At 66.3% G+C, this 26,803-nt stretch carries 31 protein-coding genes and 1 tRNA gene; 21 read left to right on the plus strand and 11 right to left on the minus strand.

The annotated features are described in order from the left end of the window. Nucleotides 1–125 precede the first annotated feature (125 nt). Entirely contained in the window at nt 126–1,397 is a 1,272-nt protein-coding gene (locus ACVWZ8_RS12230) for an MFS transporter (protein WP_456504790.1), read from the plus strand. A gap of 66 nt (nt 1,398–1,463) precedes the next feature. Next, complete coding sequence (htpX, locus tag ACVWZ8_RS12235) at nt 1,464–2,333, plus strand: zinc metalloprotease HtpX (protein WP_426979095.1); 870 nt, start codon at nt 1,464–1,466, stop codon at nt 2,331–2,333. A 142-nt stretch (nt 2,334–2,475) separates the two neighbouring features. On the opposite strand, the gene ACVWZ8_RS12240 is transcribed toward htpX, so the two are convergent. Continuing rightward, nucleotides 2,476–2,967, minus strand: a complete 492-nt coding sequence (locus ACVWZ8_RS12240; RefSeq protein WP_426979094.1) for a YajQ family cyclic di-GMP-binding protein — start codon at nt 2,965–2,967, stop codon at nt 2,476–2,478. 199 nt (nt 2,968–3,166) lie between these two features. Between ACVWZ8_RS12240 and ACVWZ8_RS12245 the strand changes: the two genes are divergently transcribed. The 6 genes from ACVWZ8_RS12245 to ACVWZ8_RS12270 all read left to right on the plus strand — a co-directional run bounded on the left by ACVWZ8_RS12245 (nt 3,167) and on the right by ACVWZ8_RS12270 (nt 7,428). Then, the gene (locus ACVWZ8_RS12245; RefSeq protein WP_456504791.1) at nt 3,167–3,421 is read left to right on the plus strand and encodes a hypothetical protein; all 255 of its coding nucleotides are present in this window, start codon (nt 3,167–3,169) and stop codon (nt 3,419–3,421) included. 150 nt (nt 3,422–3,571) lie between these two features. Next, nucleotides 3,572–3,653, plus strand: a tRNA-Tyr gene (locus ACVWZ8_RS12250). Nucleotides 3,654–3,920: 267 nt separating this feature from the next. Continuing rightward, nucleotides 3,921–5,204, plus strand: coding sequence for a sensor histidine kinase (locus ACVWZ8_RS12255; protein WP_456504792.1), 1,284 nt, complete (start codon nt 3,921–3,923; stop codon nt 5,202–5,204). Beyond that, nucleotides 5,201–5,857, plus strand: a complete 657-nt coding sequence (locus tag ACVWZ8_RS12260) for a response regulator (protein ID WP_426979091.1) — start codon at nt 5,201–5,203, stop codon at nt 5,855–5,857. Before ACVWZ8_RS12255 ends, ACVWZ8_RS12260 begins: the two co-directional genes overlap by 4 nt. A gap of 84 nt (nt 5,858–5,941) precedes the next feature. After that, the gene (locus tag ACVWZ8_RS12265; RefSeq protein ID WP_426979090.1) at nt 5,942–6,823 is read left to right on the plus strand and encodes a hypothetical protein; all 882 of its coding nucleotides are present in this window, start codon (nt 5,942–5,944) and stop codon (nt 6,821–6,823) included. 284 nt (nt 6,824–7,107) lie between these two features. Next, nucleotides 7,108–7,428: a GYD domain-containing protein gene (locus ACVWZ8_RS12270; RefSeq protein WP_426979089.1), complete on the plus strand. Its 321-nt coding sequence runs from the start codon at nt 7,108–7,110 to the stop codon at nt 7,426–7,428. 281 nt (nt 7,429–7,709) lie between these two features. Here the strand turns inward: ACVWZ8_RS12270 and ACVWZ8_RS12275 are convergent, their stop codons facing one another. From ACVWZ8_RS12275 to ACVWZ8_RS12290, 4 genes are all read right to left on the minus strand, one after another. Then, complete coding sequence (locus tag ACVWZ8_RS12275; protein ID WP_426979088.1) at nt 7,710–7,994, minus strand: hypothetical protein; 285 nt, start codon at nt 7,992–7,994, stop codon at nt 7,710–7,712. A 119-nt stretch (nt 7,995–8,113) separates the two neighbouring features. Next, nucleotides 8,114–8,299: a hypothetical protein gene (locus ACVWZ8_RS12280; protein ID WP_456504793.1), complete on the minus strand. Its 186-nt coding sequence runs from the start codon at nt 8,297–8,299 to the stop codon at nt 8,114–8,116. Nucleotides 8,300–8,715: 416 nt separating this feature from the next. Continuing rightward, entirely contained in the window at nt 8,716–9,153 is a 438-nt protein-coding gene (locus ACVWZ8_RS12285) for a DUF1810 domain-containing protein (RefSeq protein WP_426979086.1), read from the minus strand. A gap of 65 nt (nt 9,154–9,218) precedes the next feature. Continuing rightward, nucleotides 9,219–9,695, minus strand: a complete 477-nt coding sequence (locus ACVWZ8_RS12290) for a DUF4188 domain-containing protein (protein WP_456504794.1) — start codon at nt 9,693–9,695, stop codon at nt 9,219–9,221. Nucleotides 9,696–9,767: 72 nt separating this feature from the next. Here ACVWZ8_RS12290 and ACVWZ8_RS12295 point away from each other — a divergent pair, with 72 nt between their 5' ends. From ACVWZ8_RS12295 to ACVWZ8_RS12310, 4 genes are all read left to right on the plus strand, one after another. Continuing rightward, nucleotides 9,768–10,406 carry a MerR family transcriptional regulator gene (locus tag ACVWZ8_RS12295; RefSeq protein ID WP_426979084.1) on the plus strand — a complete coding sequence of 213 codons (639 nt, stop codon included), beginning with the start codon at nt 9,768–9,770 and terminating at the stop codon, nt 10,404–10,406. 131 nt (nt 10,407–10,537) lie between these two features. Beyond that, nucleotides 10,538–11,266, plus strand: a complete 729-nt coding sequence (locus ACVWZ8_RS12300) for an MgtC/SapB family protein (RefSeq protein ID WP_426979083.1) — start codon at nt 10,538–10,540, stop codon at nt 11,264–11,266. Next, the gene (locus tag ACVWZ8_RS12305) at nt 11,247–11,663 is read left to right on the plus strand and encodes a DUF1801 domain-containing protein (RefSeq protein ID WP_456504795.1); all 417 of its coding nucleotides are present in this window, start codon (nt 11,247–11,249) and stop codon (nt 11,661–11,663) included. Before ACVWZ8_RS12300 ends, ACVWZ8_RS12305 begins: the two co-directional genes overlap by 20 nt. A gap of 40 nt (nt 11,664–11,703) precedes the next feature. Then, a complete protein-coding gene (locus ACVWZ8_RS12310) occupies nt 11,704–12,261 on the plus strand; it encodes a GNAT family N-acetyltransferase (RefSeq protein WP_426979081.1) in 558 nt (185 codons plus the stop codon). A gap of 18 nt (nt 12,262–12,279) precedes the next feature. Here the strand turns inward: ACVWZ8_RS12310 and ACVWZ8_RS12315 are convergent, their stop codons facing one another. Next, a complete protein-coding gene (locus tag ACVWZ8_RS12315) occupies nt 12,280–12,732 on the minus strand; it encodes an SRPBCC family protein (RefSeq protein WP_426979080.1) in 453 nt (150 codons plus the stop codon). 84 nt (nt 12,733–12,816) lie between these two features. Here ACVWZ8_RS12315 and ACVWZ8_RS12320 point away from each other — a divergent pair, with 84 nt between their 5' ends. Then, a complete protein-coding gene (locus ACVWZ8_RS12320; protein WP_426979079.1) occupies nt 12,817–13,365 on the plus strand; it encodes a GNAT family N-acetyltransferase in 549 nt (182 codons plus the stop codon). A gap of 58 nt (nt 13,366–13,423) precedes the next feature. On the opposite strand, the gene ACVWZ8_RS12325 is transcribed toward ACVWZ8_RS12320, so the two are convergent. Next, on the minus strand, nt 13,424–13,912 hold the full coding sequence (locus tag ACVWZ8_RS12325; protein ID WP_426979078.1) for a GNAT family N-acetyltransferase: 489 nt from the start codon (nt 13,910–13,912) through the stop codon (nt 13,424–13,426). A 163-nt stretch (nt 13,913–14,075) separates the two neighbouring features. Between ACVWZ8_RS12325 and ACVWZ8_RS12330 the strand changes: the two genes are divergently transcribed. The 3 genes from ACVWZ8_RS12330 (at nt 14,076) to ACVWZ8_RS12340 (ending at nt 15,807) form a co-directional block, all read left to right on the plus strand. Further along, nucleotides 14,076–14,621 carry an acyl-CoA thioesterase gene (locus ACVWZ8_RS12330; protein WP_426979739.1) on the plus strand — a complete coding sequence of 182 codons (546 nt, stop codon included), beginning with the start codon at nt 14,076–14,078 and terminating at the stop codon, nt 14,619–14,621. A gap of 86 nt (nt 14,622–14,707) precedes the next feature. After that, nucleotides 14,708–15,121, plus strand: coding sequence for a thioredoxin family protein (locus ACVWZ8_RS12335; RefSeq protein ID WP_426979077.1), 414 nt, complete (start codon nt 14,708–14,710; stop codon nt 15,119–15,121). A 215-nt stretch (nt 15,122–15,336) separates the two neighbouring features. Beyond that, the gene (locus ACVWZ8_RS12340; protein WP_456504796.1) at nt 15,337–15,807 is read left to right on the plus strand and encodes a hypothetical protein; all 471 of its coding nucleotides are present in this window, start codon (nt 15,337–15,339) and stop codon (nt 15,805–15,807) included. Nucleotides 15,808–15,941: 134 nt separating this feature from the next. On the opposite strand, the gene ACVWZ8_RS12345 is transcribed toward ACVWZ8_RS12340, so the two are convergent. Further along, nucleotides 15,942–17,744, minus strand: coding sequence for a DUF222 domain-containing protein (locus ACVWZ8_RS12345; RefSeq protein ID WP_456504797.1), 1,803 nt, complete (start codon nt 17,742–17,744; stop codon nt 15,942–15,944). A 139-nt stretch (nt 17,745–17,883) separates the two neighbouring features. On the opposite strand from ACVWZ8_RS12345, the gene ACVWZ8_RS12350 reads away from it, so the two are divergent. Continuing rightward, nucleotides 17,884–18,972, plus strand: coding sequence for an IS630 family transposase (locus ACVWZ8_RS12350; protein ID WP_456504757.1), 1,089 nt, complete (start codon nt 17,884–17,886; stop codon nt 18,970–18,972). A 147-nt stretch (nt 18,973–19,119) separates the two neighbouring features. Here the strand turns inward: ACVWZ8_RS12350 and ACVWZ8_RS12355 are convergent, their stop codons facing one another. Next, complete coding sequence (locus ACVWZ8_RS12355; RefSeq protein ID WP_456504798.1) at nt 19,120–19,398, minus strand: putative quinol monooxygenase; 279 nt, start codon at nt 19,396–19,398, stop codon at nt 19,120–19,122. 101 nt (nt 19,399–19,499) lie between these two features. On the opposite strand from ACVWZ8_RS12355, the gene ACVWZ8_RS12360 reads away from it, so the two are divergent. Continuing rightward, on the plus strand, nt 19,500–21,176 hold the full coding sequence (locus ACVWZ8_RS12360; RefSeq protein ID WP_456504799.1) for an AMP-binding protein: 1,677 nt from the start codon (nt 19,500–19,502) through the stop codon (nt 21,174–21,176). A gap of 30 nt (nt 21,177–21,206) precedes the next feature. Here ACVWZ8_RS12360 and ACVWZ8_RS12365 read toward each other — a convergent pair whose 3' ends face one another. After that, complete coding sequence (locus ACVWZ8_RS12365) at nt 21,207–22,187, minus strand: DNA-3-methyladenine glycosylase family protein (RefSeq protein WP_426979074.1); 981 nt, start codon at nt 22,185–22,187, stop codon at nt 21,207–21,209. A 164-nt stretch (nt 22,188–22,351) separates the two neighbouring features. On the opposite strand from ACVWZ8_RS12365, the gene ACVWZ8_RS12370 reads away from it, so the two are divergent. Continuing rightward, nucleotides 22,352–22,792, plus strand: coding sequence for a VOC family protein (locus ACVWZ8_RS12370; protein ID WP_426979073.1), 441 nt, complete (start codon nt 22,352–22,354; stop codon nt 22,790–22,792). 43 nt (nt 22,793–22,835) lie between these two features. Here the strand turns inward: ACVWZ8_RS12370 and ACVWZ8_RS12375 are convergent, their stop codons facing one another. Then, complete coding sequence (locus ACVWZ8_RS12375) at nt 22,836–23,969, minus strand: ArsB/NhaD family transporter (protein WP_426979738.1); 1,134 nt, start codon at nt 23,967–23,969, stop codon at nt 22,836–22,838. A 142-nt stretch (nt 23,970–24,111) separates the two neighbouring features. Here ACVWZ8_RS12375 and ACVWZ8_RS12380 point away from each other — a divergent pair, with 142 nt between their 5' ends. Beyond that, nucleotides 24,112–25,497: a cystathionine beta-synthase gene (locus ACVWZ8_RS12380; RefSeq protein WP_456504800.1), complete on the plus strand. Its 1,386-nt coding sequence runs from the start codon at nt 24,112–24,114 to the stop codon at nt 25,495–25,497. An 84-nt stretch (nt 25,498–25,581) separates the two neighbouring features. Continuing rightward, complete coding sequence (locus ACVWZ8_RS12385; RefSeq protein WP_426979071.1) at nt 25,582–26,799, plus strand: cystathionine gamma-synthase; 1,218 nt, start codon at nt 25,582–25,584, stop codon at nt 26,797–26,799. Nucleotides 26,800–26,803 lie beyond the last annotated feature (4 nt).

Consider the following 26,803-nt stretch of genomic DNA (forward strand, 5'->3'; position numbering starts at 1 on the left):
ACTTATTATGATTGGTTCACAATAAGGCATGGCTTACGACAGCTCTTGTGACGCCTCTGATGACGCGCGGGGCGGCACAAAGCCGGCGCCACGGCGCAGCGCTCCCGCACTATTAGAGTGACCGGGTGGGGAAATTTCTGGCGGACATGACGCCCTTGCGCGAAAGTCCGGCCTTCCGCCGCCTGTGGCTGGGCTCAGCCGTTTCGGCCCTGGGCAGCCAGCTGACCCTGGTGGCCGTCAGCCTGGAGGTCTACCGCCTCACGCAGGACAGCCTCTATGTGGGCCTGCTGAGCATTTTTGCGCTGGTCCCGCTGGTGTTGGGCGGCCTGCTCGGAGGCTCGATCGCGGACGCGCATGACCGCCGCAAGGTTGCACTGCTGGCGTCCTCGGTGCTCTGGCTGACCACCGTCTGCCTGGCGCTCCAGGCCTGGCTGCAGCTGGGGAACGTCTGGCTGCTCTACGTCCTGGTTGCCGTGCAGAGCGGCGCGCAGGCCATCAACCAGCCGGCCCGGAGCGCCATCATCCCGGTACTGGTCCGCAAAGAACTGCTGCCCGCCGCGAACGCCCTGAGCATGATGAGCTTCGGGCTGACCATGACGGCCGGGCCGCTGCTGGCCGGTGTGCTGGTGGCCTGGATCGGCTTCGCCTGGACGTACTCGATTGACGTCGTCAGCTTCGCCTTCGCATTCTGGGCGCTGCTCAAGCTGCCGCCCATGCCGCCGGGGGAGCACGCCCGTCCGGCGGGACTGCGGTCCGTCGTCGAGGGCTTCCGCTTCCTGGGCACACGGCCGAACCTGCGGATGACCTTCATGATCGACCTCGTGGCCATGATCTTCGCCCAGCCCCGGGCGTTGCTGCCCGCCATCGGAGCCCTGATGATCGGCGGCGGCGAAGCCACGGTGGGCATCCTGCTGGCCTCGACCGCCGTCGGCGCGTTCCTGTCCGGGCTGTTCTCCGGGCCGCTGGGAGCGGTGCGCCGGCAGGGGGCCGCCGTCGTATGGTCCGTAATGGGCTGGGGCGCGTCGATTGCCGGCTTCGGCCTCGTGGTGGTGCTCGCCGGCCGCTCCGGTGACGACGGCGTGACGGTGTGGCTGCTGCCCGCGGCGCTGTGCTGCGCACTGGCCGGCATCGCCGACTCGATCAGCGCTGTCTTCCGCACTACCATCCTTCAGGCGTCCACCCCGGACCACCTGCGCGGACGGCTGCAAGGCGTGTTCGTCGTCGTCGTGGCCGGTGGCCCCCGGGTGGGGGACATGCTCGCAGGCGGCGGGACTAAACTCTTGACTGAAGGCTGGGTCCTGCTGCTGGGCGGTATTCTGTGCATCGCGGTGGCATGGACGGTGGCGCACTTGCAGTCGGGCTTCCTGAAGTACGACGCACGGAACCCCGTCCCGTAGCAGTTCGTTTTCCTGTAGAGGTAGTTCCCGGAACGCCACAGCCGGGAGCACGGCGTGGGAGGAACAGTGCATCAGCATCACAACGGACTGAAAACCGCGGCCCTGTTCGGCGTGTTGTGGGCGGTGCTGCTCGGGCTCGGTGCCCTGATGGGCGCCGGAACCCGGAGTGCCGCTCCCATCTGGATCATGGCCCTGATCGGTGTGGGCACCACGGCCTACGGGTACTGGAACAGTGACAAGATCGCCATCCGGGCGATGCAGGCGTATCCGGTAACGGAGGCCGAGGCGCCGCAGCTCTACCAGATTGTCCGGGAGCTCTCCGCCAGCGCCCAGCAGCCGATGCCGCGGATCTACCTCTCGCCCACGATGGCCCCGAACGCCTTCGCCACAGGCCGGAACCCGCAGAACGCGGCGGTGTGCTGCACCGAGGGAATCCTCCGGCTGCTCGATGCCCGGGAACTCCGCGGAGTGCTGGGCCACGAGCTGATGCACGTCTACAACCGGGACATCCTGACCGCCTCGGTGGCGGCCGCCGTCGCCGGCGTCATCACCTCGGTGGGGCAGATGCTGCTGTTCTTCGGCGGCGGGGACCGGCGCAACGGGAACCCGCTCGCCATGATCGCCATGGCGCTGCTGGCCCCGTTTGCCGCGTCGCTGATCCAGATGGCGATCTCCCGCACCCGGGAGTTCGACGCCGATGAGGACGGTTCCGCTCTGACCGGGGACCCGCTGGCGCTCGCCTCCGCTCTGCGCAAGATTGAGCAGGGCGTACAGCTTGCGCCGCTGCCGCCGGACCAGCGGCTGGTCAACGCCTCGCACCTCATGATCGCCAACCCGTTCCGCGGCGGCGGCATGGCGAAGCTGTTCTCGACGCACCCGCCGATGAGTGAGCGGATCGGACGCCTGGAGCGGATGGCCGGCCAACAGCGCGACTAGCAATTCGGGAACGCAGGGCGCCGCCGTCGGACGTTCACCGACACGGAAAAAGGATGGCGACGCGCAAAAGGGCCGACGATACCGGTAGTCCCTGTGTCGTCAGCCCTTTTGCGCGTCGCAAGGCGCCTTGCGCGTCGTCGTGCTAGCTGCGGAAGTTCACGAACTGCAGGTCGGCCTCGTCGAAGCCTTTCAGCAGGTTCATGGTTTCCTGAAGGTCATCCCGGGACTTGGAGGTCACGCGCAGTTCGTCGCCCTGGATCTGGGACTTGACTGACTTGGGCGCTTCGTCGCGGATGAGCTTGTTGATCTTCTTGGCCAGGTCCTGGGCAATACCCTCCTTGATGGAGGCCTCCAGCCGGAACTCCTTGCCGGAGGCGTAGGGCTCGCCGGTGTCGAGGGATTTGAGTGAAATGCCGCGGCGGATGAGCTTGGACTGCAGCACGTCCAAGACGGCCAGTACACGCTCTTCAGAATTGGCCTTCATCAGGATCTTCTCGCCGCTGAAATCGACCTCGGCGCCGACGCCCTTGAAGTCGTAGCGCTGGACGAGTTCCTTCTGGGCCTGGTTCAGCGCGTTGGCGACTTCCTGCTTGTCTACCTTGCTGACGACGTCGAATGTGGATTCGCCTGCCATGACTGTCCTCCTGATGGTTGGGGGGTGCCCGTGAAGGGCCCTAGTGTCTGCAATCCAGCCTAGTACGGATGCCCCTGATGTGAAGCTCGGCGGTGCGTTGTCCCTGTTCACAGTCCGCTCAAAGCTGAGTCAGGGCCGGAACGAAGTTTTGGGTGGCAGAGTTGCAGGAGTTGAAAGAGTCGCTCGAAAGGTACAGCTCATGCAGAACAAGGCCGTCCACTATGTCATCCGCTCCACCGCAGCCGCCGCAGGCGGTTTCGCCACGGCCGCGACGTCCGTGGCGGCCGCAACGCTGGCGGCCTCGATCATCTTCAGCCCGGCCGCGGATGCCTCTTCGAGGCTGGACGGCGTCCACGCCGATCTGGCACGGGCCGTGCAGCTGAACCAGATCACGGAGGAGCAAGCTGCGAAGTTCGAGTCTAAACTTGCCGGCCGTATCCTTGGGGAAGCCTGATTTTCCGGGCTCTTTGGCGCCACAGTCCGCCGATTCGATTCTTAGGCGGAAGTTCTGTAAAGTTGTCTTGCCCGCGGTTGCTGGAAGCGGAACGGACTGGAAACAGGCGTTCTGAAGCCGGAAGCCGCGAGTGATCTTCTCTTGAAGTTCGGCAGATTACCCGAGCGGCCAAAGGGGGCTGACTGTAAATCAGCTGGCAACGCCTACGGGGGTTCGAATCCCTCATCTGCCACCCTTGGAAGAGCCTCCGGAACCAACAGGTTCCGGAGGCTCTTTCTTTTGCCTGCTGCAGGGTGTGCGGCGACGGCCCACGGGACGGTTTTGCTCGGGACCATGTGAAGAAACGGTCTCGAAGTCGTGACGACGTTCCGGGTGAAGCGCCGTCGGGTGGTCAACTCGTGGCTGACGTGTCATCCGTCCGGGGGAACTTCTTCATCATCGGGTTGGAACTCACGGGAAATGCGCTGCAGCGGCGTGAAGGCCCGCTTAGGGTGAAAGCATGTTCAAGACGATCACGCATCTGAGGCTCCTCGCCGCACCGGCCACGGCCATGCTGCTTCTGGGCACACTTCTGATCCTGGAACAGCGGCATTTCGACCAGAACAGTGCATTGTTACTGGCGCTCCTGACCGGTGTCGCCGTCGCCGAGATCCTGCCTTTAGCTGCCCTGGGGTTGGTTTTCGTCGCTCTGGTCCTGCAGACCTTCAAGGTCGTCCCACTGGTGCTTCTATCGGGAGTTCTGAGTTACGCAGCTGTTCCCGTCGTGATCTTCTTCGCGGTGATCGGCTGGAAAACCCGGAACCGTTGGATCCTTCCTGCAGCGGCTCTCATATTTGCCGGCATCACGACCGCCAATTGGTTTACCGACCAGACCTGGATCAATTTCATCTTCGGCAACCAGCTATACGGCAGGGGACTGCTGCGAACCCTCACGTACGCTTTTCTGATCTTCGGGGCGTTCGCCGCGTTGAACCTCGCGGCCTGGGCCGTTGGTGTGGCCGTAAACAACGTCTCGAGAAGCCGTAAGGCCCAGCTCGCGGCGGAGGCCCGACTGCGGGAAACGGCGACTGAACTGGCCCTCGAACAGGAACGCAATAGAATCGCCAGGGAACTTCATGATGTCCTGGCTCATTCGCTGACAGTCATCGTGGCCCAGGCCGATGGAATTCGCTTCATCCACCGTACCGAACCGGAGTCCGTCGAGGAAGCCTCCACGGTCATCGCCGAAGCTGCGAGGACCGCATTAGTCGAAACGCGCCGGCTGATCGAAGGCTTCTCCACTGAAATCACCGAGCAGCCGGGGCAAAGAGTCGAGAACCTGGTAATTCTCGCCGGCCGTCTGAGTTCGAGCGGCATGCCGGTCCAGATCGAAACGACGGGCCAGCCCTGGCACCTGACCCCCCTGCAGCACCTGACGGTCTACCGACTGGCGCAGGAGAGCCTGACGAATGCCTTCAAGCACGCGGACCGGGGCAAGGGCACACGCCTGCATCTGGTGTGGACTGCAACGACCCTTGAACTCCGTGTCCGCTCCTCGCTCTTCAACAGCCCGGCAGCGCAGCCGGAGGCCCCGACGTCGGGCAGAGGGATAGCAGGAATGAAAGCCCGGGCCGCAGCCGCGGGCGGCTGGGTCGAAACGGTCCGGGGCGAAGAGACCTTCGAAGTTATGGCGTTCCTCCCATCGGCAGGTCCTGACCAGCACCCTGACCAGCACCGTGACCAGCACCGTGGGGCTGCCCCGAAAGAGCCGCGACTCCGCGCTTTGGAAGGAGCTACGCCATGACCGCCGTACCAATCCGGATTGCCCTGGCCGATGACCAGCCGCTGTTCAGCGCCGGACTCAAAATGATCCTGCGCAGCCAGCCGGACATGGATCTCGTCGGCGAAGCCGTCAGCGGGGAGTCCGCCGTCAAACTCGCGCTGGAGACGCGTCCTGATGTGCTCCTGATGGACATTCGGATGCCCGCCATGGACGGAATCACCGCCACGAGGAAGATCCTGGAAACCCCCGCCGGGAATTCAACCAAGATCATTGTCCTGACGACCATCCAGCATGACGAAGCCGTCGTCCGTGCAATTCAGGCCGGTGCCGCCGGTTTCCTGACCAAGGACACCACCCCGGACTTCCTGCTGGCCGCCATCCGAACGGTTCACTCGGGCCACTCGGTCATCGCCCCGGCCCTCACCAACGAACTCCTGCGGGACTACACCACGCCTTCAACCGGGAACGACGGCGCGCTGGTAAACCTCTCGGGGCGGGAACGCGACGTGTTTCTCCTGACTGCCAAAGGGCTGGGAAACGCCGAGATCGCCGCGTCACTGGTGCTCAGCGAGGCCACTGTGAAGTCACACGTCGGCAGCATCCTGGCGAAACTCAAACTCAAGAACCGGATCCAAATCGTTGCCTTCGCCTACGAAAACAACGTACTCAACTAACACCCGAACAACCGCTCGAACCAAAGAGGCTTTCCCAGAGGGAAGGTCGCCACCGCAATGCCCAAAACAACCTGAGGAGCCAACATGAATAAGAGGAAGATCTTCGGCGCTGCCGTGCTGGTCCTCGGCACCGGCGCCGCGCTCGCCGCGGCCGCCATCCCGGCCGGCCCGATCGCCCCGTCAGCGGAGCCCGTCGCAGGGAGCGTCCGGCAGGCCGAGGCCTATGCCAAGGACGATCCGGTCGCCGAACAGGGCATGCAGGAAGCCATCCGGCTCTGCATGGCCAGGGCCGGCTTCGACTACACGCCGCCCCGGTGGGACCTGACACTGGACCTCAACGAAGCCATCGGATCCAAGCGGCTCACGGTCGAGGCTGCCAAAGCCAGAGGATACGCCAGCAGCGGCCCACAAGGGCCGCACGAGCCGGCACCGGATTCGGCAGACGGCAGGCTGTTCGCCGATCCGGCCTTTAACAACGCACTCACCGGCCCCGCCGGAACCGCACCAATGACCACGGTGCAAGGCAAGGGGACGTCCTCGGGCGGGTGCCGTGGGGAAGCCACGACACAGATCTACGGCAGTCCCGAAAACTACATGCTCGCCACCGGCATCGCGTACAACTCGTTCTACCCCGCCACCGACTCCGCCAGCCGCGACCCTGGACTAGCCAAAGCCGATCAGGACTGGAAAGCCTGCATGAACGAAACCCCATACCCCTCCTACGCCAATACCCAGCAGGCCACCGACGCCGGAAAACGCGCCGGGGGCCAGGAGGAGATCAAGATCGCCGTCACCGACGCTGTCTGCCGGGATAAGGCCGGGTTCCACGCCGCGCTGGACAAAGTCCTGGACAAATATCTGACAACCCGCATGCAGGAAATCGCCCCGCAGATCGACAAGGTCAAAGAGATCCGCCGAAGCGCCGCCACAAACGCGGCAGCCCTGGGTGTCCCTGCCGCGAAATAGCGCGTATGCCAATCCGGCAATGGCGTCCTGTCAGTATTCGGGGGTGACAGGACGCCGGCAAGTTCAGTCTGGTTGGGGCAGCTCTTGGGCTCGCCCGGCAAAGGCTCTTCAAACCGTGCTCACTGTTGCTGGGGGCTCGCTGGCAACTGTTGTCAGGGCGGCGAGGACGGCCTACGATGTGCGCACAGCCCCACTCCGGGGACCTACTCCGGGACCTTCCCTCAATGTGTGCTGGGCACATCTTCGGATGCCTACGTCCTGGACATCACGGGACAGGAAACGCTATGACCAAATATCTGTTTGAAGCGAACTATGTGGGCGACGGAATTAAGGGCCTCATGCGCGAAGGCGGCACAAAGCGCCGTGAAGCGGTTGTCGAAGCCCTCAAATCCGTAGGAGGCTCGCTCGAAAGTTTCTACTACGCCTTCGGGGAGACCGACGTCCTGGGGGTCTTTGACATCCCGGAACAGGCCGACGCCGCCGCCTTGTCGCTCATGATCAATTCGACGGGCTCCGTGAACCTGCATCTGAAACCGCTCATGACGCCGGAGGATCTCGATAAAGCAGCCAAGAAGACACCGTCCTACCGGGCCCCCGGGCAATAGACCAGACCACAGGCCAAGGCGCTGGCCCGCCCAACAATTCCGTCATAGCTCAGGTCCGTCATAGCTCAGGGCGAAGTCTTGCCCGCCGGGACATTCCTTCCGCTGTGCCGCTTTCAGCCCCCTGCGTATGCCGCTCGGAGCAGTTCAGGTGATTTTGGAGTCACCCGCGCGACAATGTCCCGCCGCGTCGCATCGGCGAACGCCTGGAACAGGCGGGCGAGCTCTGCATTACTTAACTGATCTACAGCCATTTGGTTGTAGATCAGCTAATCGGGCCCCTGTCAATGGGTCTGCGGCGTCTCCTTGGCCATTCCGGGATGAACGGGAACGAACTCGATTTTGTTCGCGGGATGGACTGTCTTCTTGGGGGCCCGCGAGAATCCCTTCGCATCCAGGTGGTTCTCGGCCCGGTAGACGGCCAGTGCCTCGTCATAGACCTTGTTGAGCTGATGGCCGAAGAATTCCTCCGAGGACCCATCGCTGAAAGTAATGGAAATGATGGTGCTGCCAGGAAAGTGCCGGTTCATACGGATGAAGCCATCGGCGTCCTGCTGGAGATTGATCAATGTGGATCCTGCCTTCGTAATCGGGACTTCCAGTCTCCCGCACTTGGCGCGCCCGCATTCCAAGGGCTGGCACAAGCGGAAGGCCCCTCGCTGAGGAGCCTTCCCTGGTCTTCCTGGGGCTAGACCTTCTCACTGGTCCGGTCAGCCATCGCCGGCTCCTCGACCGTGAATTCCCGGCTGCGGCGGGGGAAGGCCCAGAACTTGAAGTCCTTCGCTTCCACCCGGGGCTCCGGGCGCACTTCAGGTTCCTTTGCGGCATCCTTCTGGACGTCCCGCCGGAAATCCCTGTTGTACTGGTAGCACATCACTGACCTCCTTCTGGTGACTGCCCTTTAATCCTCCTCCGTATCGGCCCAGCCGTCGATACTTGTCCTCGCCGAAAGGCGCCTGAAAGTCCGGGGGACTATGGCCCCAGGCCCGTCGTCGGCGGCTCGCCATGCTGTTGTCATGACCGAACGCACGTCCGACGGCGAGACCCGGAACCTCCTGCGGCGGTCCGGGTGATCCCAACCTCTCGCAACGGACCCCTGCCGAGTGGGCCGGGCACCGCGCCAGGATCGAAGCGGCTGCACGGGCGGCAGCTCCGGATCGGCCAGAATCGGGTAGTCCGCCTCCGGAGGCCGCGCGGCCGGCGCCCTGATCGCCGTCGACGACTCCGGGACGGCCTCGCGCGGATGGAACGCATGATCACCGCGCTGGCGGTGAGCGGTCTAGCCCGCCCTTACCCAAGCCGACCGAGGAGCTGGTCTGTGGAGGCATCGGGCAGTCCCTCGAAGTACTGGTCGAGAATCCGCTGGAAAACGGGTTCCTTCGGGTCTGCCCGCAGGAACAAGGTCATCGACGAGCGCAGTTTCCGCTCGTCCGTGCTTCCGAAGATCTGCCCGGCGGTACGTCCGGCGATGCCGGCCACTGCCCCGGCATTTCCGATCAGGCGCGGACCCAGCACCGGATGGCGGAGGTAGGCTTTCGCCTCGTCCAGCCCGGAGATGGCATATCTCCTGGCAGTCGGGCTGTGCCCAAGGCCTGCAAGCTGGGGGAAGATGAACCACATCCAATGGCTGCGCTTGAAGCCCCCAGAAAGCTCCGACACGGCCTGAAGATAGGTCCCGCCCTCGTCCTGGGCGGTGATGAAGCGTTCAAGATCATAGGGATCTTCCACGGAATCCTCCTCGGGACCGCCGCCACTCGCCTCCATCCAAGCACCGATCCGGTGCCGCCGGAAGCCTACTGCGCGCCTGCCAGCCGGTCCTTGGCCCGATCGCCCCGCGGCCCTACCGGCACCAGCTCGGTGGCTTGTCCCAGTCCCTGCGCCGGCATCGAGACATACATGCTCTCGGCCCGGCTCACCTGGAAGGTTTCATGCCAGATGCCGACGGCGCCGGGGGACTTCCGTGCCCGGCGGTTGAAGTCCGTCCACGCCGGCTTGTGCTCCGACGCCGGTGCACTCGCATAGGCATACAGTTTGTCCGCCGAATTCCAGTACTGCACGATCACAGGACCGCTTGCGCCAACGGTGAAACGAAAACCCAGCAGACCGGACCCGGGTTCGCGCAGGAGTTCGGCCAGCATCCTGGGCATGGCGAAGAACACCGGTAGCCACAGGTCCGGACGCCAGGGGCGGTTGATTCTCATTCCGATCAGGAAGACCACCAGCTCACCGGAATGGCGGTGCGTGAATCGGCCTGCATTCATGCGTGTCATACTTTTCTCCTCACTGGATACTGATACTCCCCAATAATGGGGAGTAGTACTATCTAAGTCAAGGAGGATCGGTTGCGTATTTCACAGCTGGCGGCGGCCACGGGCGTTCCGGTGGCGACCATCAAGTACTACCTCCGGGAGAAGTTGCTCCACGAGGGGGTGCTGACTTCGGCCACCCAGGCGCGGTACGACGACTCGCATGTCCGCCGGCTGAAGCTGATCCGCGCGCTCGTCGGCACGGCAGGACTGAGTGTCGCCGCCGCCCGCGAACTGCTTCTGGGCGTCGACAACCCCCCGGAGTCCGGGCACGACCCGCTCGGCCTGGCCCACCGCGCGGTCACCCGCCCGGCGCCGGACGACGTCGACCTCGCGCCGGCGCAAGAGCTGCTGCGCCGCTGGGGCTGGGGGGAGCAGGCCTGCGACCGCAATACCCAGGCCGCCCTGGTGGAGGCTCTGGCCGGACTCTCCAGCGCCGGATTCGATCTGCCGCTGCCGGTGCTGGACCGTTATGCGCAGGCCATGCGCGACGTCGCGGATGCCGACGTGGGAAGTGTTCCCACGGACTCGCCGGAGGCTGCGATGCGATACGTGGTCCTTGGAACCGTGCTGGTGGAGCCGGTTCTGTTGGCCATGCGCAGGCTGGCCCAGCAGAGTGCCTCGTTTGAACGGTTCGGTGCCGGGGAGTTGCCCGGGGAGCCTCATCCCGGGTGAAACCCCGGCGGCGGCAATTCGTCGAAGCGGGTGGACATGTCGGTGTCCCTGGGCGGACGTTGCTAGAGTCGGCGGTAACGCAGTTGCTACCGGCCGGGCCTGCTTGCTTGCCCGGCCAGGAAGGGCACCTCATGGTCGGAATGTTGGGACTTTTCACCGAGACAAGCCTGGTGGAACTCCTGCTTCTGCTCGCCACCTTCGTCCTGACCTCCCTGATCGGCATCGAACGGCAGGTCAGGCAGAAAAGCGCCGGCTACCGCACCCATGTCCTCGTGGGCCTTGGATCATGTGCATTTACGCTCGTCTCGGCCTACGGCTTCGCCTACGTCCTTGACCCCGGCGTGACCATGGACCCGTCCCGGATTGCCGCGCAGATCGTCAGCGGCATCGGCTTCCTCGGCGCCGGAGTCATCTTCAAAGGCCGGGACGTCGTCCGGGGCCTCACCACGGCCGCCACCATCTGGGTGGCCGCCGCTGTTGGCATGGCCTGCGGTGCGGGCATGGTTTCCCTTGCCCTGGCGCTGACCATCTTCCACCTCATCACGCTGTTCCTCGTTGCGCCTGCGGTCCGAAAGATCCCCACGGTGGACCGGAACCGGGTACTGCACATCAGCTATGCCGATGGCCAAGGGGTCTTGCGTCAGCTGCTCGAAATCGCCACCACCATGGGTTTCAGCTCCTCGATCCTGCGCACGCGGCGGACCGGCGATGAGCACAGGCCGATGGTCTCGATGGATGTCCGGTTCTTTGGGCACCATCCCTTACGCAATCTCGTTCCGCACCTGATGGACCTGCCCGGCGTCGAAAGCGTGATTGTCCGGGGGACGGACACCAACGGGGATGACGACGATGCAGCCTGAGCAGCTGGCGGCCACCGATCCGCGCGTTGACGCCTTCATTGCGGCACTGCCCGGCTGGCAGCAGCCGATCTGCCGCGAGGTCCGTGAACTGGTCCATGCCGCCGACCCCGACGTGCTGGAGACCATCAAGCGCACCACGCAGCCGTACTTCGTCCTGGACGGCAACATCTGCGCCTTGCTGGCCGCCAAGGACCACGTCAACGTGTTCATGTACGACGGCGGAATCGTCCCCGACCCGGAGGGCATCATCACCGCCGGGCATGACAACAAGACCGCGCGCACCGTGGCCTTCCGGCAGGGCGAAGCCATCAACGCTCCGGCCCTGATCGAGATGTTCCGGCAGATCATCGCCAACAACCGGGCCGGCGGCTGGCGGAAGCTCAAGGCCGGCGGCTGAGCGCTCCGCACGCACGGGGGCTCTCTGCCATGATGGCCGGATGGGAATGACGCAAGATCCGTGGACATCCGGGACCGCAGCGGCCGCCGGCCTGGCACTCGAGCAAGTGGCCCCGGCGGTGCTGGACGCGCTCGCCGACGGCGACCTGGACGCCGCCCGCGCCGCGGCCGCCCTGGAACTCACGCCCTACCTCGCGGGCCCCGAATGCGTCGGCGTCTGGCGCATGCGGCGGGACCAGATTGCCCGCAGTCCTGCCGATGCGGCATGGGTGACGCGGCTCTTGATCGATTCGGTCTCCGGCAAGGTGGTGGGGCGGGCCGGATACCACGGGCCGCCGGACGACGCCGGCATGGTCGAGATCGGCTATTCGATCGATCCCGCGCACCGCCGCCGGGGCTACGCCCGCGGGGCCCTCGTGATCTTGCTGGAGACGGCAAATCGCCACCCTGAAGTCGCCGTCGTCCGTGCCTCGGTGCGCCCGGACAACCTTCCTTCCCGGCGGCTGCTGGACCAGTACGGATTCCAGGCCGTGGGGGAGCAGTGGGACGACGAGGACGGTCTGGAAACGATTCTCGAAGTGTCCGCCACCGAATCGTGAACCCGGGGCCGGCGAGCCCTAGCCGTGTGACTCAAGGACCCGGCGCAGCTTCTGGAAGCTCTCCGACCAGCCGTCCCGGTGCAGCGCGAGCCGCTCCTCGGTGGCGAAGAGGCCGTGCCAGAGCGCCACGCGGGTGACGGAGCCCTCCACGTCGAGGGTGAGCGTGGCGGTGGTTTCCCGGTCGTCCGGCGTTGGCTCCTCCCAGTTGAACGTGTAGGCGAGGCGGCGTGGAGGAGTGATCTCAAGGAACCTTCCCGAGAGATGGAAGGGATCGCCGTCGGCCGGTTTCATGGTGAAGCGGTAGCGGCCGCCCACCGTGAGGTCGAGCCGGGCTTCGGGCAGCGTGAAGCCGTGCGGACCCCACCAGCTGGCGAGTCCGTCCGGCTCTGTCAGCAGGGCGAAGATCCGCTCCGGCGGTGCGCTGAATACTGGATTCAGTTCCAGGAGCAGACCGTCGACTTGCCTGTTCATGTTTCGACTGTGGCACTTTGTTGGCCGGAGTGGAAGGTTCTGCCAGTGCCGCCGGCGCCTGCCGGCTTTGCTTTACTTGAGGACATGGAAACTCTCGGATCCGGCACAACCCTGGCGGGCAGCGTCCACGTGAGGGTGCTGCACGTGTCCGACGCCGAGCGCCTGAGCGCCGCGTATCGGCGCAACCGGGAACATCTGGCCCCCTGGGAGCCGCGGCGGTCCGAGGAATTCTTCACCGTGGCAGGGCAGGCGGCCAACATCGAGTCCAAGCTGGCGATGTTCATCGCCGGTTCCGATGTCCCGTGGGTCCTGCTGGACGGCGGACGCATCGTCGGCGTGATGACGCTGAGCGGTGTTGTCCGGGGCCCGTTCCTCAGCGCACACCTGGGGTATTGGGTGGACAAGGACTACAACGCGCGCGGGATAGGCTCTGCGGCCGTGGCGTACGCCGTCGGCGCAGCGCAGACGGAGCTGGGACTGCACCGGCTCCAGGCCGCGACCCTGCAGCACAATGCCGCGTCGCAGAAGATCCTGAAGCGCTCCGGCTTTGAGGAAATCGGAATGGCGCCGGCTTACCTCAAGATTGCCGGCGCCTGGCAGGACCACATCCTGTACCAGCGCATCCTGTACTGAGGGCAGGGCAGGGCAGGGCAGGGCAGTGCAGGGCAGGGCGGGAAGTCGCGTCCGCCGGCTACCGCACCATGCGCATGATCCGCACCGGAACCCCGGCCAGCTCCGCCGTCGTGGTTGCGCCGTCCGGGACGAAACCATTGCGCCGGTAGAAGGCGAAGGCGCGGGGGTTGTCCGCCGCGACCCATAAATAGGCGGGTCGGCCGCCCGCGGCGGTGTCCAGAAGCGACTGTCCCGCCCCGGATCCATAGTGGCTGGCGAGCACGTAGATCCCTTCGAGCTCGAGCGGCCGGGGGGCGTCGGCGTCGCGTCCGGCGCTGGCGGAGGCCCAGCCGATGATCTCCGCCCCGTCGCTGGCGACCCAGACGTCCGGAGTGCCGGCTGCGATGAGGGTCCGCCACATCTTCTCCCGCGCGCCATGATCGAGGCCGGCCAGGATGTCCGCCGGCAGCAGATGGGCGTAGCTCTCGCGCCAGGCCTGGATGTGCACCAGGGCTATGCTCCGTGCGTCATCTGGAACTGCGGGCCGGATTGAGAGTTCGTTCGCCATCCGGCAAGGCTAGTACGCCGGGGCGGGGTGTCGCCGCCGTTGTGAACGGACTGGCTGGCAAGTGGTGGCCGTGGACACTGACCGCTTCCTGACAGCGGACAACACCGGGGGACCTTGCGGGAGGACCTTGGCACTGTTGTTACTCGTGGGTAACATGATGAGCATGCATCTGCTGCTCCGCACCCTGGCCCTCCTGTTCACATCGTCGCGGCGAACCCCGTTGAGCATCTGGGACACCTCATCCCTGCCCCTCCGGGTCCTGCCCACGGACATTGACATCGCCATGCATGTCAACAACGGCATGTACTTCTCCCTGATGGATCTGGGCCGCTTCGATCTCATGGCCCGCAGCGGAACCTGGAAGGCCATGCGCCGGCGCGGCTGGAGTCCGGTGGCTGCGGGGGAGACCATCGCCTTCCGCCGTTCGCTGCAGCTCTGGCAGCAGTACACCATCGAAACGAAGATCATCGGCCTCGACGCGAAGGCCATCTACTTCGAGCAGCGGATGGTGGTGGACGGCGAAATCTATGCGCGCGCCTACATCGCCACCCGGCTGGTCAGCAAAGGAAAGCCGGTCAGCCAGGAGGAGATCCTGCGCGAGTTCGGCGAGCCGCCGGCGGATCTCGAGCTGCCGGAATGGATCCACGAATGGCGGGAAACCAACGCGCTGCCCGGCGCCCGCCGTCCCGCGCCGCACGCCTGGGTTTGACTCCGACGTCACATCCCCGGCGTCGCGCGCTGAGCCATCAGCGAAATACGGGGGACAAGGCGCGGCTGCTCGCGTACCGTTGACCCATGGCTACCGTAGACATTACAGGTGAACAGTTCGCGTCGACCGTCGAGGGCAACGACATTGTCCTCGTCGATTTCTGGGCAGAATGGTGTGGCCCCTGCAAGCAGTTTGGCCCGACCTACTCAGCAATTTCCGAGAAGCACCCGGACGTGGTCTTCACCAAGGTTGACACCGAGGCCGAGCAGCAGCTCGCCGCCGAGGCAGGCATCACGTCCATCCCCACGCTGATGGCCTTCCGCGAAAAGGTGCTGGTGTTCTCCCAGCCCGGCGCCCTGAATGCCCAGCAGCTCGAGCAGGTCGTCGACGCGGTCAAGGCACTGGACATGGAAGAAGTCCACGCCCATGTGGCCCGCTCGCAGGCCGAGACTGCCGCCGGCGCAAACCAGCAGGACGGCACCCAGATCCCCGAGGCCTAGGCGGCTGGTGTCGAACGGGCGTCCGCCGGGCGGCGTTGATGTCTGAGGGCCGCGGCGGGACGATCGAAGGCCCACGCCCGGACCCGCTGGATTCCGTCGCCGAATAGTAATCGGGCTTCGGCTGCGTCCGAGCACGGCAAGACGCGCGAGGCTGGTGGCAGCCCTCGATCCGCTGGAGCGCCGTCACCGCCGCCACGATCATCGACGGCACGAAGGTGACACTGCGCAGCCTCTCCTGGCGGATCCATACTCTGGGTGAGGAGATCGTCGCCCTCGACACCCAGCTCGACCCTCGCGTTGCACAGCCCGCTCCGGCACTCCTATCGCGGCTGGGCATCGGCCCCGGGCACGCAACCCAGTTTTTTGTCACTGCCGGCCAGAACCCTGACCGGCTTGGTTCCGAGGCCGCATTGCCACACTCTGCGGGGCTGCTCCCGTTCCTGTCATTTCAGGGAAGACACACCGGATGCGCCTCCGCTGCGGCGGTGACCCAAGCCAACCGTGCCCTGCACCTGATGGCGGTCTGCCGGCTCCGTTACGATCCGCGAACCATCGACTATCTCGCCCGGCGTACCGCGGATGGCCTGTCCAAGAAAGATGTTCTCCGCTGCCCTAAACGCTTCACAGCTCGTGAAGTCTTCAACGACGACCGATCTCACCACCGCTTGACAATCTATAGGGCTTGACAATCTATGGGTCCGTCGCACGGTGGTTCGGGACCCTTCAAGCTCCTCTGAAAATCCTTGGAACCCGCAATCATCTTCCATCCGGAAAACGGTGCGAACCACGCGGAATGATCAATCCCTATGGCCTGGCAGCATCAAGCAGCCAAACCGCTACTGACCCAAGGAACGCTAGGCGCTGTCCGAGGCCGTCCGGAACGGGAGCCATTCCGGGAAGGGGTCGTCGAGGGGTGCTGGCCAGCCCGGATCGTCCGTGTCTGCGGCGGGGAACTGGTGCCAGGCTGTGAATGAGTCCCAGGCCGTGAATTGGTGCCAGTCCGGGAAGGGGTCCGGGGGCAGTTCCGGTTCGGGATCCGGGCAGGGGTCCTGGCCGGGGTCCGGGCCGGGGTGCCCGGTTGGCGCCGGGTCCGGATGGTGTCCTGGATCCGCGGGCAGGCCTTGGTCCGGGCCGGTGTCCGTGCCTGGGTCCGGGCCTGGGTCTGTGGTCGGGTGTGGTGTGGCCAGCGGGGTGGTTCCCAGTCCTGGTGTTCGCTGGGGTGGTGCCGGCCTGAGGGTGCGGTCCACCCTGGTGGGTTGTCTTTGCTGGCTTCGGTTGGTGTCCAGGCGGAGCTGTGTTTGAGGCGGTGGTGTCTGGGGCAGGGCTGGCCGAGGTTGGAGATGCCGGTGTTGCCTCCGTCGGCCCAGGCCAGGAGGTGGTCTGCTTCGTTGTCCAGGGAGTGGTTGCTGCAGCCGGGGAAGGGGCACTTGCCGTCGCGGAGCCGGAGCCATTGACGCTGGGCCTTCGTGACGCGGTAGCTGGTCCGTCCGATTTCCAGGGGTGCGCCGTCGCGGGGGTCGGTCAGGACGCGGTGGAAGGAGTCGGCGCCGTCGGCGATCAGGCGGCGGGCCATCGACGGCGGGATCGGCCCGTACCCGTCCAGGGTGGCTGGTTCGTCGGTGGCGCCCAGGAGGGACAGGACCGGGACGGTGATCAGGACCTGCGCCCGCGGGGACGGGACACCCCCGGCCACGCCCCCGGCCACACCCCCGCCCGTGCCGGTTCCGCCGCCGGCCGTTCCGCCGCTGGTGGTGCCGGTGCCGGTGGTGTGGCTGGTGAGGAGCCAGGTGGCGGTGGTGTCGGCGCGGAGCTGGGCCAGGGGCCGGGCCTCGGCCGGGCCCTGGAGGGCGCGGGCGGCGGCGGTGGTCCGTTCCCAGATCCCTGCGGCGGTGTCTGCCGGGAGGTAGGCGGAGAGCCAGGCCATGCCGTCCCGGTCCGGGATGTATTCGACCCGGCGGTCCTCGGCGCTTTTGGTGTGGCGTTTTTCGATGCTGACCAGGTGGTGGCGTTCCCGCCAGGCGCGTGCTTTGGCGCGGAACCGGGACGGGACGAGGTCCCCGGCCCGGCACCCGCGGGCGGGGTTGGAGGCGCCGGGGTCCAGGAAGTGGGCTTCCAGCGCGGCCGCTCCGGCGGGATCCAGGCTGCTGGTTTCGTCGACGATGATCCGGGCGTGCTGCCAGGAGATCGTCCCGGCCTGAAGGGCCGTCAGGGTCAGCGGCAGCGCCGTCGTCAGGGCCTGGCATTCGGACAGGAGGGCTCCGGCGGTCCGTTCGCTGACGGTCAGGACACAGGCGACCTCCGCGACCAGGGCCATCTCCTGGGCGGTGTGTTCCTGCGGGGACGCCGCGGGTGAGGCCAGGGCCCTGGTTGCCTGCACGTATTCGGCGGCCAGCCTGACCTTCAGCGCGGCGGTCCGGGCTTCCAGCCGGGCCACCTCGGCGAGACCGTCCAGGCAGGCATCCGCCAGATTCCGCAGCGGATCGGCGTTTCGCAGCGGATCGGCGCCGGGCGGATCAGTGCGGTCCGCGCCGGCGCCGGTGAAGGCAGCAAGCACAGCAGCGGACGCGGCGACGGCCGCCAGGGCCTCCCTGCTTTCCGCACTCCAGGCTGTTCTGCTATCCATACCGAAAGCATCTCAGGAGGCACCGACATTTTAGGGCGGCGCCGGCGGCAACTGGTCGTCGCCGTCCGTTCACGCTGGTTAGGTCAAGCTAGTGGTGTGTCTCCAAAATAGTCTATGAGTGCTGGGTTAAACTGGGGGTATGTCGAATCCAGCTCCTGCTTTGGTGGTCTCCGATGGTCAGCGTGCCGCGTTGGAGGTGCTGTCGAAATCGCAGACGGCGTCCCATCGTGAGGTGCAGCGGGCACAGGTCTTGTTGTTGGCCGCGGAGGGGCCGGCCAATGAATCGATCGCGAAGGTCGCCGGGACAAGCCCGGGGACGGTGCGTGCGTGGCGGGCCCGGTTCGAGGATGAGGGCCTGGCGAAGCTGGGGAAGGTCCGTGCCGGGCGGGGCCGTAAGCCCTCGATTCCGCAGTCGAAGATCGATGAGATCGTTGAGCTGACGCGGAACTCCAGGCCGGAAGGGCATACGCACTGGTCGGTGCGGACCATGGCCGCGAAGGTCGGGGTGTCCCCGGCGCAGGTGCAGCGGATCTGGGCCGCGCGGGGGCTGAAGCCGCACCGGGTGGAGGCGTTCAAGCTTTCCACCGATCCGCGGTTCGAGGAGAAACTCATCGATGTGGTGGGCCTGTATCTGAACCCGCCGGAGCAGGCGATCGTGTTGTGCATGGATGAGAAGTCCTCGATCCAGGCCCTGGACCGGACCCAGCCGTCACTGCCGATGAAGAAGGGCCGGGGCGAAACGATGACCCATGACTACAAGCGCAACGGCACGACCACCCTGTTCGCCGCCCTCGATGTGGCCACCGGCAAGGTCATCGGTTCCTGTCTGCCCAAACACCGGCACAACGAGTTCCTGACGTTCCTGAAGACACTCGAGAGGGAAGTCCCGGACGGACTGGAGGTGCACCTGATACTGGACAACTACGCGACACACAAACATGCCAACGTGAAGGCCTGGCTGGAGAAACATCCCCGGTTCCACCTGCATTTCACGCCCACCTCCTCGTCCTGGCTGAACCTGGTCGAGCGGTGGTTCCGGGAACTGACGGACAAGGCCCTGCGGCGCGGAGCGTTCCACTCAGTCCCGGACCTGATCACGGCGATCGAGGGATACCTCGCCGCCCACAACGATGAGCCCAAGCCCTTGGTGTGGACGGCGACAGCGGAATCCATCCTCGAAAAAGTCGCCCGCGGCCGCGTCGCACTCCAAACCGTCAAGCAAAACTGAGACACACCACTAGCGGGTTGAGCACCCCTCAGTTAGGACCCTTCCAGTACTACTCCAACGACGAAGCTTCGGGATCACCACGTCATCGTCGTCGCCGTCAGCCTGCGCGACGACCACCGCTCCGTGGTTTCCGGGCGCCCCTGCTAGCTAGAGCCGCTCGAGCCTGACAGGCTCGGCCAGCAGGGCGCTGAGGGACTCGTTGAGGTCCTGGACCGCGGTGCCCTTGGAGTGGGTGTCCAGGTCGGCCTGCGAGGCCCACTGTTCCGTCAGCACCAGCTTGTCGTTGCTGGCCTCGGTGAGCTCGTAACGGATGCAGCCCGGTTCGGCCACCACCTCGTCAATCGCGATTTCCAGCGCGAGCTTCACGCGGAAGAACTCGCCGTCGTTGGGGATGAAAATGGCCTGAAGGTCAACGGGTGCACTCATGCTTTTCACAATACCGGGCCGTGGCATCCACGCCGGAACATTTCGTAGGACTTCCAAGCATCGCTCTTCTTTTGCCGCCGGTCTGTTGGTAGCGTCACACCATGCTTGCTTACACAGCCGGGGACACTGACGTCCCGCTGCTCGAGGAAACCATCGGCCAGAATTTCGAACGGATCGTCGCGAGGTTTCCCTTCCACGACGCCCTGATCGAGGCCGCCGCGGTGCCGGGTGAGGAAGCGCGACGGTGGAGCTACACCAAACTGAACGACGACGTCGACCGCGTCGGCCGCGCGCTGCTGGCCCTCGGCGTGGCCACGGGCGAGCGGGTGGGCATCTGGAGCCCGAACTGCGCCGAATGGACCATCCTGCAGTACGCGACGGCGAAGGTCGGGGCAATCCTGGTCAACGTGAACCCCGCCTACCGCAGCCACGAGCTGGAGTTCGTAGTCAAGCAGAACGGCATGCGCATGCTGGTCGCGGCACCGTCGGACCGGAACAGCGACTACACCGGCATGGCCCGGCAGGCGCTGGCCGAATGCCCCGAACTGCGTGAGCTGGTCTTCCTGCCCGACGCCGGACTGGCCGGGCTCACCGCCGGCATCCCGGAAAGCGAGGCGGAGCGGACCTACGCGGAGCTGCTCAAGCGGGCTGACGACGTCGCGCATTCGGCCCTGAAGGCGCGTATGGCGGAACTGGACCCGCACGACGCCATCAATCTGCAGTACACCTCCGGAACCACGGGTTTCCCCAAGGGGGCCACGCTCACGCATCACAACATCCTCAACAACGGCTACTCGATCGGCGAACTGCTGGACTACACCGAGCACGACCGCGTCGTCCTCCCGGTGCCCTTCTACCACTGCTTCGGCATGGTGATCGGGAACCTGGCCACCCTCAGCCACGGCGGCGCCGCCATCATCCCGGGACGCGGATTCTCGCCCGCAGCGGCCCTCGAGGCCGTGCAGGACTTCGGCGGAACCTCGCTCTATGGCGTGCCCACGATGTTCATCGCCGAGCTGGCGCTGCCCGACTTCGCCTCCTATGACCTCTCCACCCTGCGCACCGGTGTGATGGCCGGGTCGCTGTGCCCCATCGAGGTGATGAACCGAGTCAGTTCGGAGATGAACATGGTGGACGTGGCCATCTGTTACGGCATGACCGAGACCTCCCCGGTATCCACCATGACCCGGAGCGTGGACACCATGGCCCAGCGCACCGAGACCGTGGGACGGACCATGCCGCAGCTCGAAAACCGGATCGTGGACCCGGTGACCGGGGAAGTGCTGCAGCGCGGCGGGATCGGCGAGCTCTGCACCCGCGGCTACTCCGTCATGAAGGGGTACTGGAACCAGCCGGACAAGACCGCCGAGGCCATCGACGCCGAAGGGTGGATGCACACCGGTGACCTGGCCCGGATGGACGAGGACGGCTACCTCGTGATCGAGGGCCGGATCAAGGACCTGGTGATCCGCGGCGGCGAGAACATCTACCCGCGTGAAATCGAGGAGTTCCTCTACACCCACCCGGACATCCAGGACGTGCAGGTGATCGGTGTCCCGGATGCCAGGTACGGCGAGGAGCTGATGGCCTGCGTGATCCTGAAGCCCGGGGCAGCGCCGCTGGACGCGGCCGCCTTGGCGGAGTTCTGCCGCGGCAAGCTCGCGCATTACAAGATCCCGCGGTACGTCGACGTCCGCGAGAGCTTCCCGATGACCGTTTCCGGCAAGATCCGTAAGGTGGACATGCGCCAGGAAGCCGTGGCCAGACTGGGCCTGTAGCACCGCTGTGAGGGTAGGGACTGCCGGCCGTCAGTGGCCGCGGTGGTCCTGGATGGTCATCCGCGGGCCGAAGGTCGGTTTCCGGAAGCCGCTCAACCCGATCATCCGGACCACCCGCTGCCGGTGGCCGGACCACGGCGCGAGCAGCCGCAGCATGCCGGCGTCGTCCGTCCTGCGCCCGGTCAGCGCCGCGCCCACATAGGCCGCCAGATGGTAGTCGCCCACAGCGATGGAATCCGGGCAGCCGTGCGTCCGCTGCACCACCTCGGCCGCGGTCCAGGCCCCGATTCCGGGGATGGTCTGCAGCTTCGCGCCCGCTTCCGCCGCCGGCAGGGCCGCGAGACGTTCCAGCGCGGCGGCGGAACGCAGCGCCCGCATGACGGCCGCCGAGCGCTGCGGCCCCACGCCGGCCTTGTGCCACTCCCAGGACGGAATGCGCAGCCACTGCCCGGCCGTTGGCTGGACCAGCAAGTTGGCGGGCGCGACGGTGCCGGCCCCGGGGGCGGGGGTTCCGAAGCGGTGCATCAGGTAGCGGTACCCGCGGCGGGCCTCGATGACAGTGACCTTCTGCTCCAGGATCGTCGGCACGAGCGAGTCGATCATTCGGCCGGTGGCGGGCAGCCGCACGGCCCGGTTCCGCCGTCGGGCTTCAACCACCATCAGGGGCAGCGTGGCGTGGAAAGCGGGCTCATCAAAGGCGGACCAGTCGTCGTCGCGCCCCAACATGCGCGGTACGGAATCTACGGCATCGACGGCGCCGGGACCCCAGGCCTGCACATCGACGGCCGGGTCCGCCCGCGGGCCGGCGCCGCTGAGACGAAGCGTGGCCGGACCGGACGGCGTCGTAAACGCCAGCCAGACCCCGTCCGGGGCGGTGCGGATGGAGGGATCGCCGTGGCCTCGCAGGAGCGTGCCGAGGGTCTGCATCAGGTCGAAAGGACCGCCCGGATGCCACCGCGACGAAGCGTCCGCCGCGGCGGCAAAGCCCGCGGGGACGTCTGCGATGGTCATTCAAACATGTTCCCATGAACGACTGACAGGCACCGGATCCGCGGGCAGGCGGCGTGGGCCAAAGGGCTCTTAACTCCGCGGGTGCCCGGTATTAGACTCCGGTTGTGGCGCGGACCGCCCGCGCCTGGCCTTTCTGGCCAACTTTGGAATATCAGGTGAGCGTAATGGCCCGAGGAGTAGTGCACTTCGAGATCCCCGCCGACGACGAAGTCCGCGCGGGGAAGTTCTACAGCTCGGCGTTCGGGTGGACCGTAAATCCGATGCCGGAGCTGAGCTACACCATGATCCAGACAACGCCGACGGACGAATCAGGCATGCCTTCCGTTCCGGGCTCCATCAACGGCGGCATGTTCCGCCGTCAAGGAACCGTCACCTCTCCCGTGGTGACTGTGGACGTCGACGACATCGACGCCGCGCTGGAGTCGATCAATGCCCTGGGCGGAAGCACGGTCATGCCGCGGCAGGAAGTGGGCAGTATGGGGTGGTCTGCCTACTTCAAGGACACCGAAGGCAACATCGTCGGCCTCTGGCAGAACGCCGTGCCTGAAGGCGGCGCTGCCTCCACCGCCGGCACCGCTGCCGCCGGGAACGACATCGGCGCCTGATGCCCGTGCCGGGCGGGCTGCTCGCGCCCGGCGCCTGAGGGACTCAGCGCATCCCCGTCACGAGCCAGAGCGCCAGGACCGCCAGCGGCACCGTGAGCACGACGGCGGCGAGGCCGGCCAGGGCGAAGCCGCCCCAGCGGATCTCGACGTTGAGCGTGCGGAGCCGCTCGTGCCAGAGCAGCGTCGCCAGGGACGCCCACGGTGTCACGAGCGGCCCGAGGTTGACCCCGATCAGCAGGGCTGCGAGCCGTGCCGGGGAGCCGCCCACCGGTTCCAGCGCCAGATAGGCAGGGAGATTGTTGACCGCGTTCGAGGCACCCGCGCCCAGTGCGGCCAGCTGCAGCAGCGCCGGCAGGCGTTCCCCGGATCCGGCGATGCCCGAGAGGAAACGCGTCAGTCCGTGCGCGTGCAGGGCCTCCACCACCATGAACAGTCCCGCAGTGAGCATGAGCGGCCGCCAGGGGATCATCGACCAGCGAAGCGCGGAACGGCGGCGCCACAGGAACAGCAGCAGCAGGACCACCGCAGCGGCGATGGCCGGAATCTGGACCGGAACACCGGAGATCAGGGCCGGAAGCAGGAGCAGCATCACGCCCGCCGCCGAATACAGCAGCACCCGGTCCCGGACTTTGTGGACCGGCTGCGGGCCGTAGCGGCCGCGGAGGTCCTTCCGGAAAGCCAGCCAAAGCAGCCCCAGCGGGACCAGGATGCCCACGAGCGCCGGGGCCCAGACCAGTCCGGCGAACCCGGCCGGACTGAGCCGGAGCCGGTCCTGGGCCAGGAGGTTGGTCAGGTTGGACACGGGCAGGAGCAACGACGCGGTGTTGGCCAACCAGATGGTGGTCAGCGCGAACGGCAGCGGCGGGATCCGGGCGTGGACGGCCAGCAGCACGACGACGGGTGTCACCAGCACCGCCGTCGTGTCCAGGGACAGGAACACTGTGGACACGGTGGCGAGTGCGATCACGAGGAGCCAGAGCAGGAGCACGCGGCCCCGGCCCAGCGCCGCGAGACGCTCCGTGACCACCCGGAACAGCCCGGCGTCGTCGACCAGCTCGGTCACGAGCGACATGGCCACCACAAACGCGAGCACGGGCACGGTCCGGGCAGCCAGCTCCTGGAACGCCAGCACCGGCAACAGGCCGGAAACCAACGCAGCGACCCCGGTCAGCAGCATGCCGACGGGGAGCAGATAGCTTCTCACTCTCTTCAGCCAGCGCCGGCTCGTCACCGCCCAATCCTCGCACCCGCGGCCCGCGGGACCGCCGGCGAAGTGCCGGCAACGTGCCTGCGGCCGGGGAGACGGTAACTTTGTACCTATGAAGTACGCCCAGTCCGTTCTGGACCTCATCGGCAATACGCCGCTCGTCAAGCTGCACCACGTTACCGACGGCATCGGGGCCACGGTCCTGGTGAAGCTGGAATACCTGAACCCCGGCGGTTCCATCAAGGACCGCATCGCGGTGAAGATGATCGAGGAAGCCGAACGCACCGGCAAGCTCCTGCCCGGCGGCACCATCGTGGAACCTACTTCCGGCAACACCGGCGTCGGCCTGGCGCTCGTGGCCCAGCAGAAGGGCTACCGGTGCATCTTCGTGGTCCCGGACAAGGTCGGCGAGGACAAGCGGGCCGTGCTTCAGGCCTACGGCGCCGAAGTAGTGGTCACGCCGACGTCCGTCCCCCCTGACAGCCCGCAAAGCTACTACAGCGTCTCGGACCGGCTGGTCACGGAGATTCCCGGAGCGTATAAGCCGGACCAGTTCTCCAACCCGGCGGCCCCGGCCAGCCACTACGAATCCACCGGCCCGGAAATCTGGCAGGACACCGACGGCCGGGTGACGCATTGCGTGATCGGCGCCGGCACCGGAGGCACGATCACCGGCACCGGCCGGTACCTGAAGGAAATCTCCGCCGCGCGTCCCGCGGCCGACGGCGGCGTGGTCAGGATCATCGGCGCCGACCCGGCGGGTTCGGTCTACTCCGGCGGCACCGGCCGGCCGTACTTCGTCGAGGGCGTCGGCGAGGACATGTGGCCCGCCAACTACGACAAATCCGTTCCGGACGCCGTCATCGCCGTCAGCGACGCCGATTCCTTCGCGATGACGCGCCGGCTGGCCCGCGAGGAAGGCCTGCTGGTGGGCGGCTCCTCCGGCATGGCCGTCGTCGCCGCCTTGGAGGTCGCCAAGGACCTGCCGGACGATGCCGTCGTGGTCGTGATCCTGCCGGACTCCGGCCGGGGCTACCTGGCCAAGATCTTCAACGACCAGTGGATGCGCTCCTACGGCTTCCTCGCCAGCGGCGACGAAGCCTCCGTGGGGGAAGTCCTCAAGTCCAAGACCGGCGAACTGCCGGACCTGGTGCATATCCACCCCAACGAGACCGTGCGCGACGTCATCAACATCATGAACGAGTACGGCGTCTCGCACATCCCCGTGCTGTCCCAGGAGCCGCCGGTGGTGATGGGCGAGGTGCTCGGCGCCGTCGACGAACGCACCCTCACGGCCAAGCTTTTCCGCGGCGAGGCGAAGCTGACGGACAAGATTTCCGAACACATGGAACCGCGGCTGCCCGTGATCGGTTCGCTCGAATCGATCTCGACGGCCCGCGAGCTCCTTTCCGACACCGACACCCTGATGGTGACCTTCGTCGGCGCTCCGGTGGGGATCCTGACCCGCCACGACCTCCTCGCCTACCTCAGCAACTGACCGCAGCAACTGACCTCCGCAACTGAACCGGAGCCCGGACCCGCCCTTCCCGGGCGCCCCGGACACCGGCCGAAAGGACCGCACATGTCTTTGGCAGAAAACTCGTCCTCAAAAAGCACCGCCTCCAAAAACACAGGCTTCAACACCCGCGCCGTGCATGCCGGCCAGGCCTTCGAGCCGCGCACCGGCGCCGTCGTGCCGCCGGTCCACTTCTCCTCCACCTACGCCCAGGAGGCGATCGGCGTGCTGCGCGCCGGCTACGAATACGGCCGGGGCACCAACCCCACCCGTGACTCGCTGCAGGAACAGCTGGCCGCGCTGGAAGGCGGGACCTCCGCGTTCTCCTTCAGCTCCGGCCTCGCCGCCGAGGACTCGATGATCCGCGCCCTGACCCGGCCGGGCGACCACATCGTGCTCGGCAACGACGCCTACGGCGGCACCTACCGGCTGATCAGCCGGGTCCTGGGGGAGTGGGGCATCGGCAACACCCCGGTGGACATGTCCGATCTCGACGCCGTGGCCAAGGCCATTGCTGCGGGCGGATCCGACGGCGGCAAGACCCGGCTCGTGTGGGTGGAGACACCGTCGAACCCGATGATGAAAATCACCGACATCGAGGCCCTCGCCAAGCTGGCACACGACGCCGGCGCCCTCCTCGTGGTGGACAACACCTTCGCCTCGCCGTACCTGCAGACCCCGCTGGCCCTCGGCGCCGACGTCGTGGTGCACTCGACCACCAAGTACATCGGCGGGCACTCCGACGTCGTCGGCGGCGCGATCATTGTCAACGACGCGGAACTGGCCGAGAAAATCGGCTTCGTGCAGTTCGCCGTCGGCGCCGTGTCCGGCCCGATGGACGCCTTCCTCACCACCCGCGGCCTCAAGACCCTGGGCGTCCGGATGGACCGGCACAGCGACAACGCCCAGGCCGTGGCCGAGTGGCTGCTGCAGCGCCCCGAGGTGGAAGCCGTGCTGTACCCGGGCCTGCCCTCGCACCCCGGCCACGAGCTGGCCAAAAAGCAGATGAAGAAGTTCGGCGGCATGATCTCGGTGCAGTTCAAGGGCGGCGAGGCGGCGGCACGCAAGGTGGCCGAATCGACCTCCGTGTTCACCCTCGCCGAGTCCCTCGGCGGCATCGAGTCCCTCATGAACTACCCGTCCGAAATGACGCACGCCTCGGTCAAGGGCACGGAGCTGGCGGTCCCGGTCAACCTGATCCGCCTCTCCTGCGGCATCGAGGACGTCGAGGACCTCATCGCCGACCTCGAGCAGGCCCTCGCCGGCCTCGAGTCAGGCAGCTAGCAAG

This window comes from Arthrobacter sp. UYCu723, assembly GCF_054059215.1.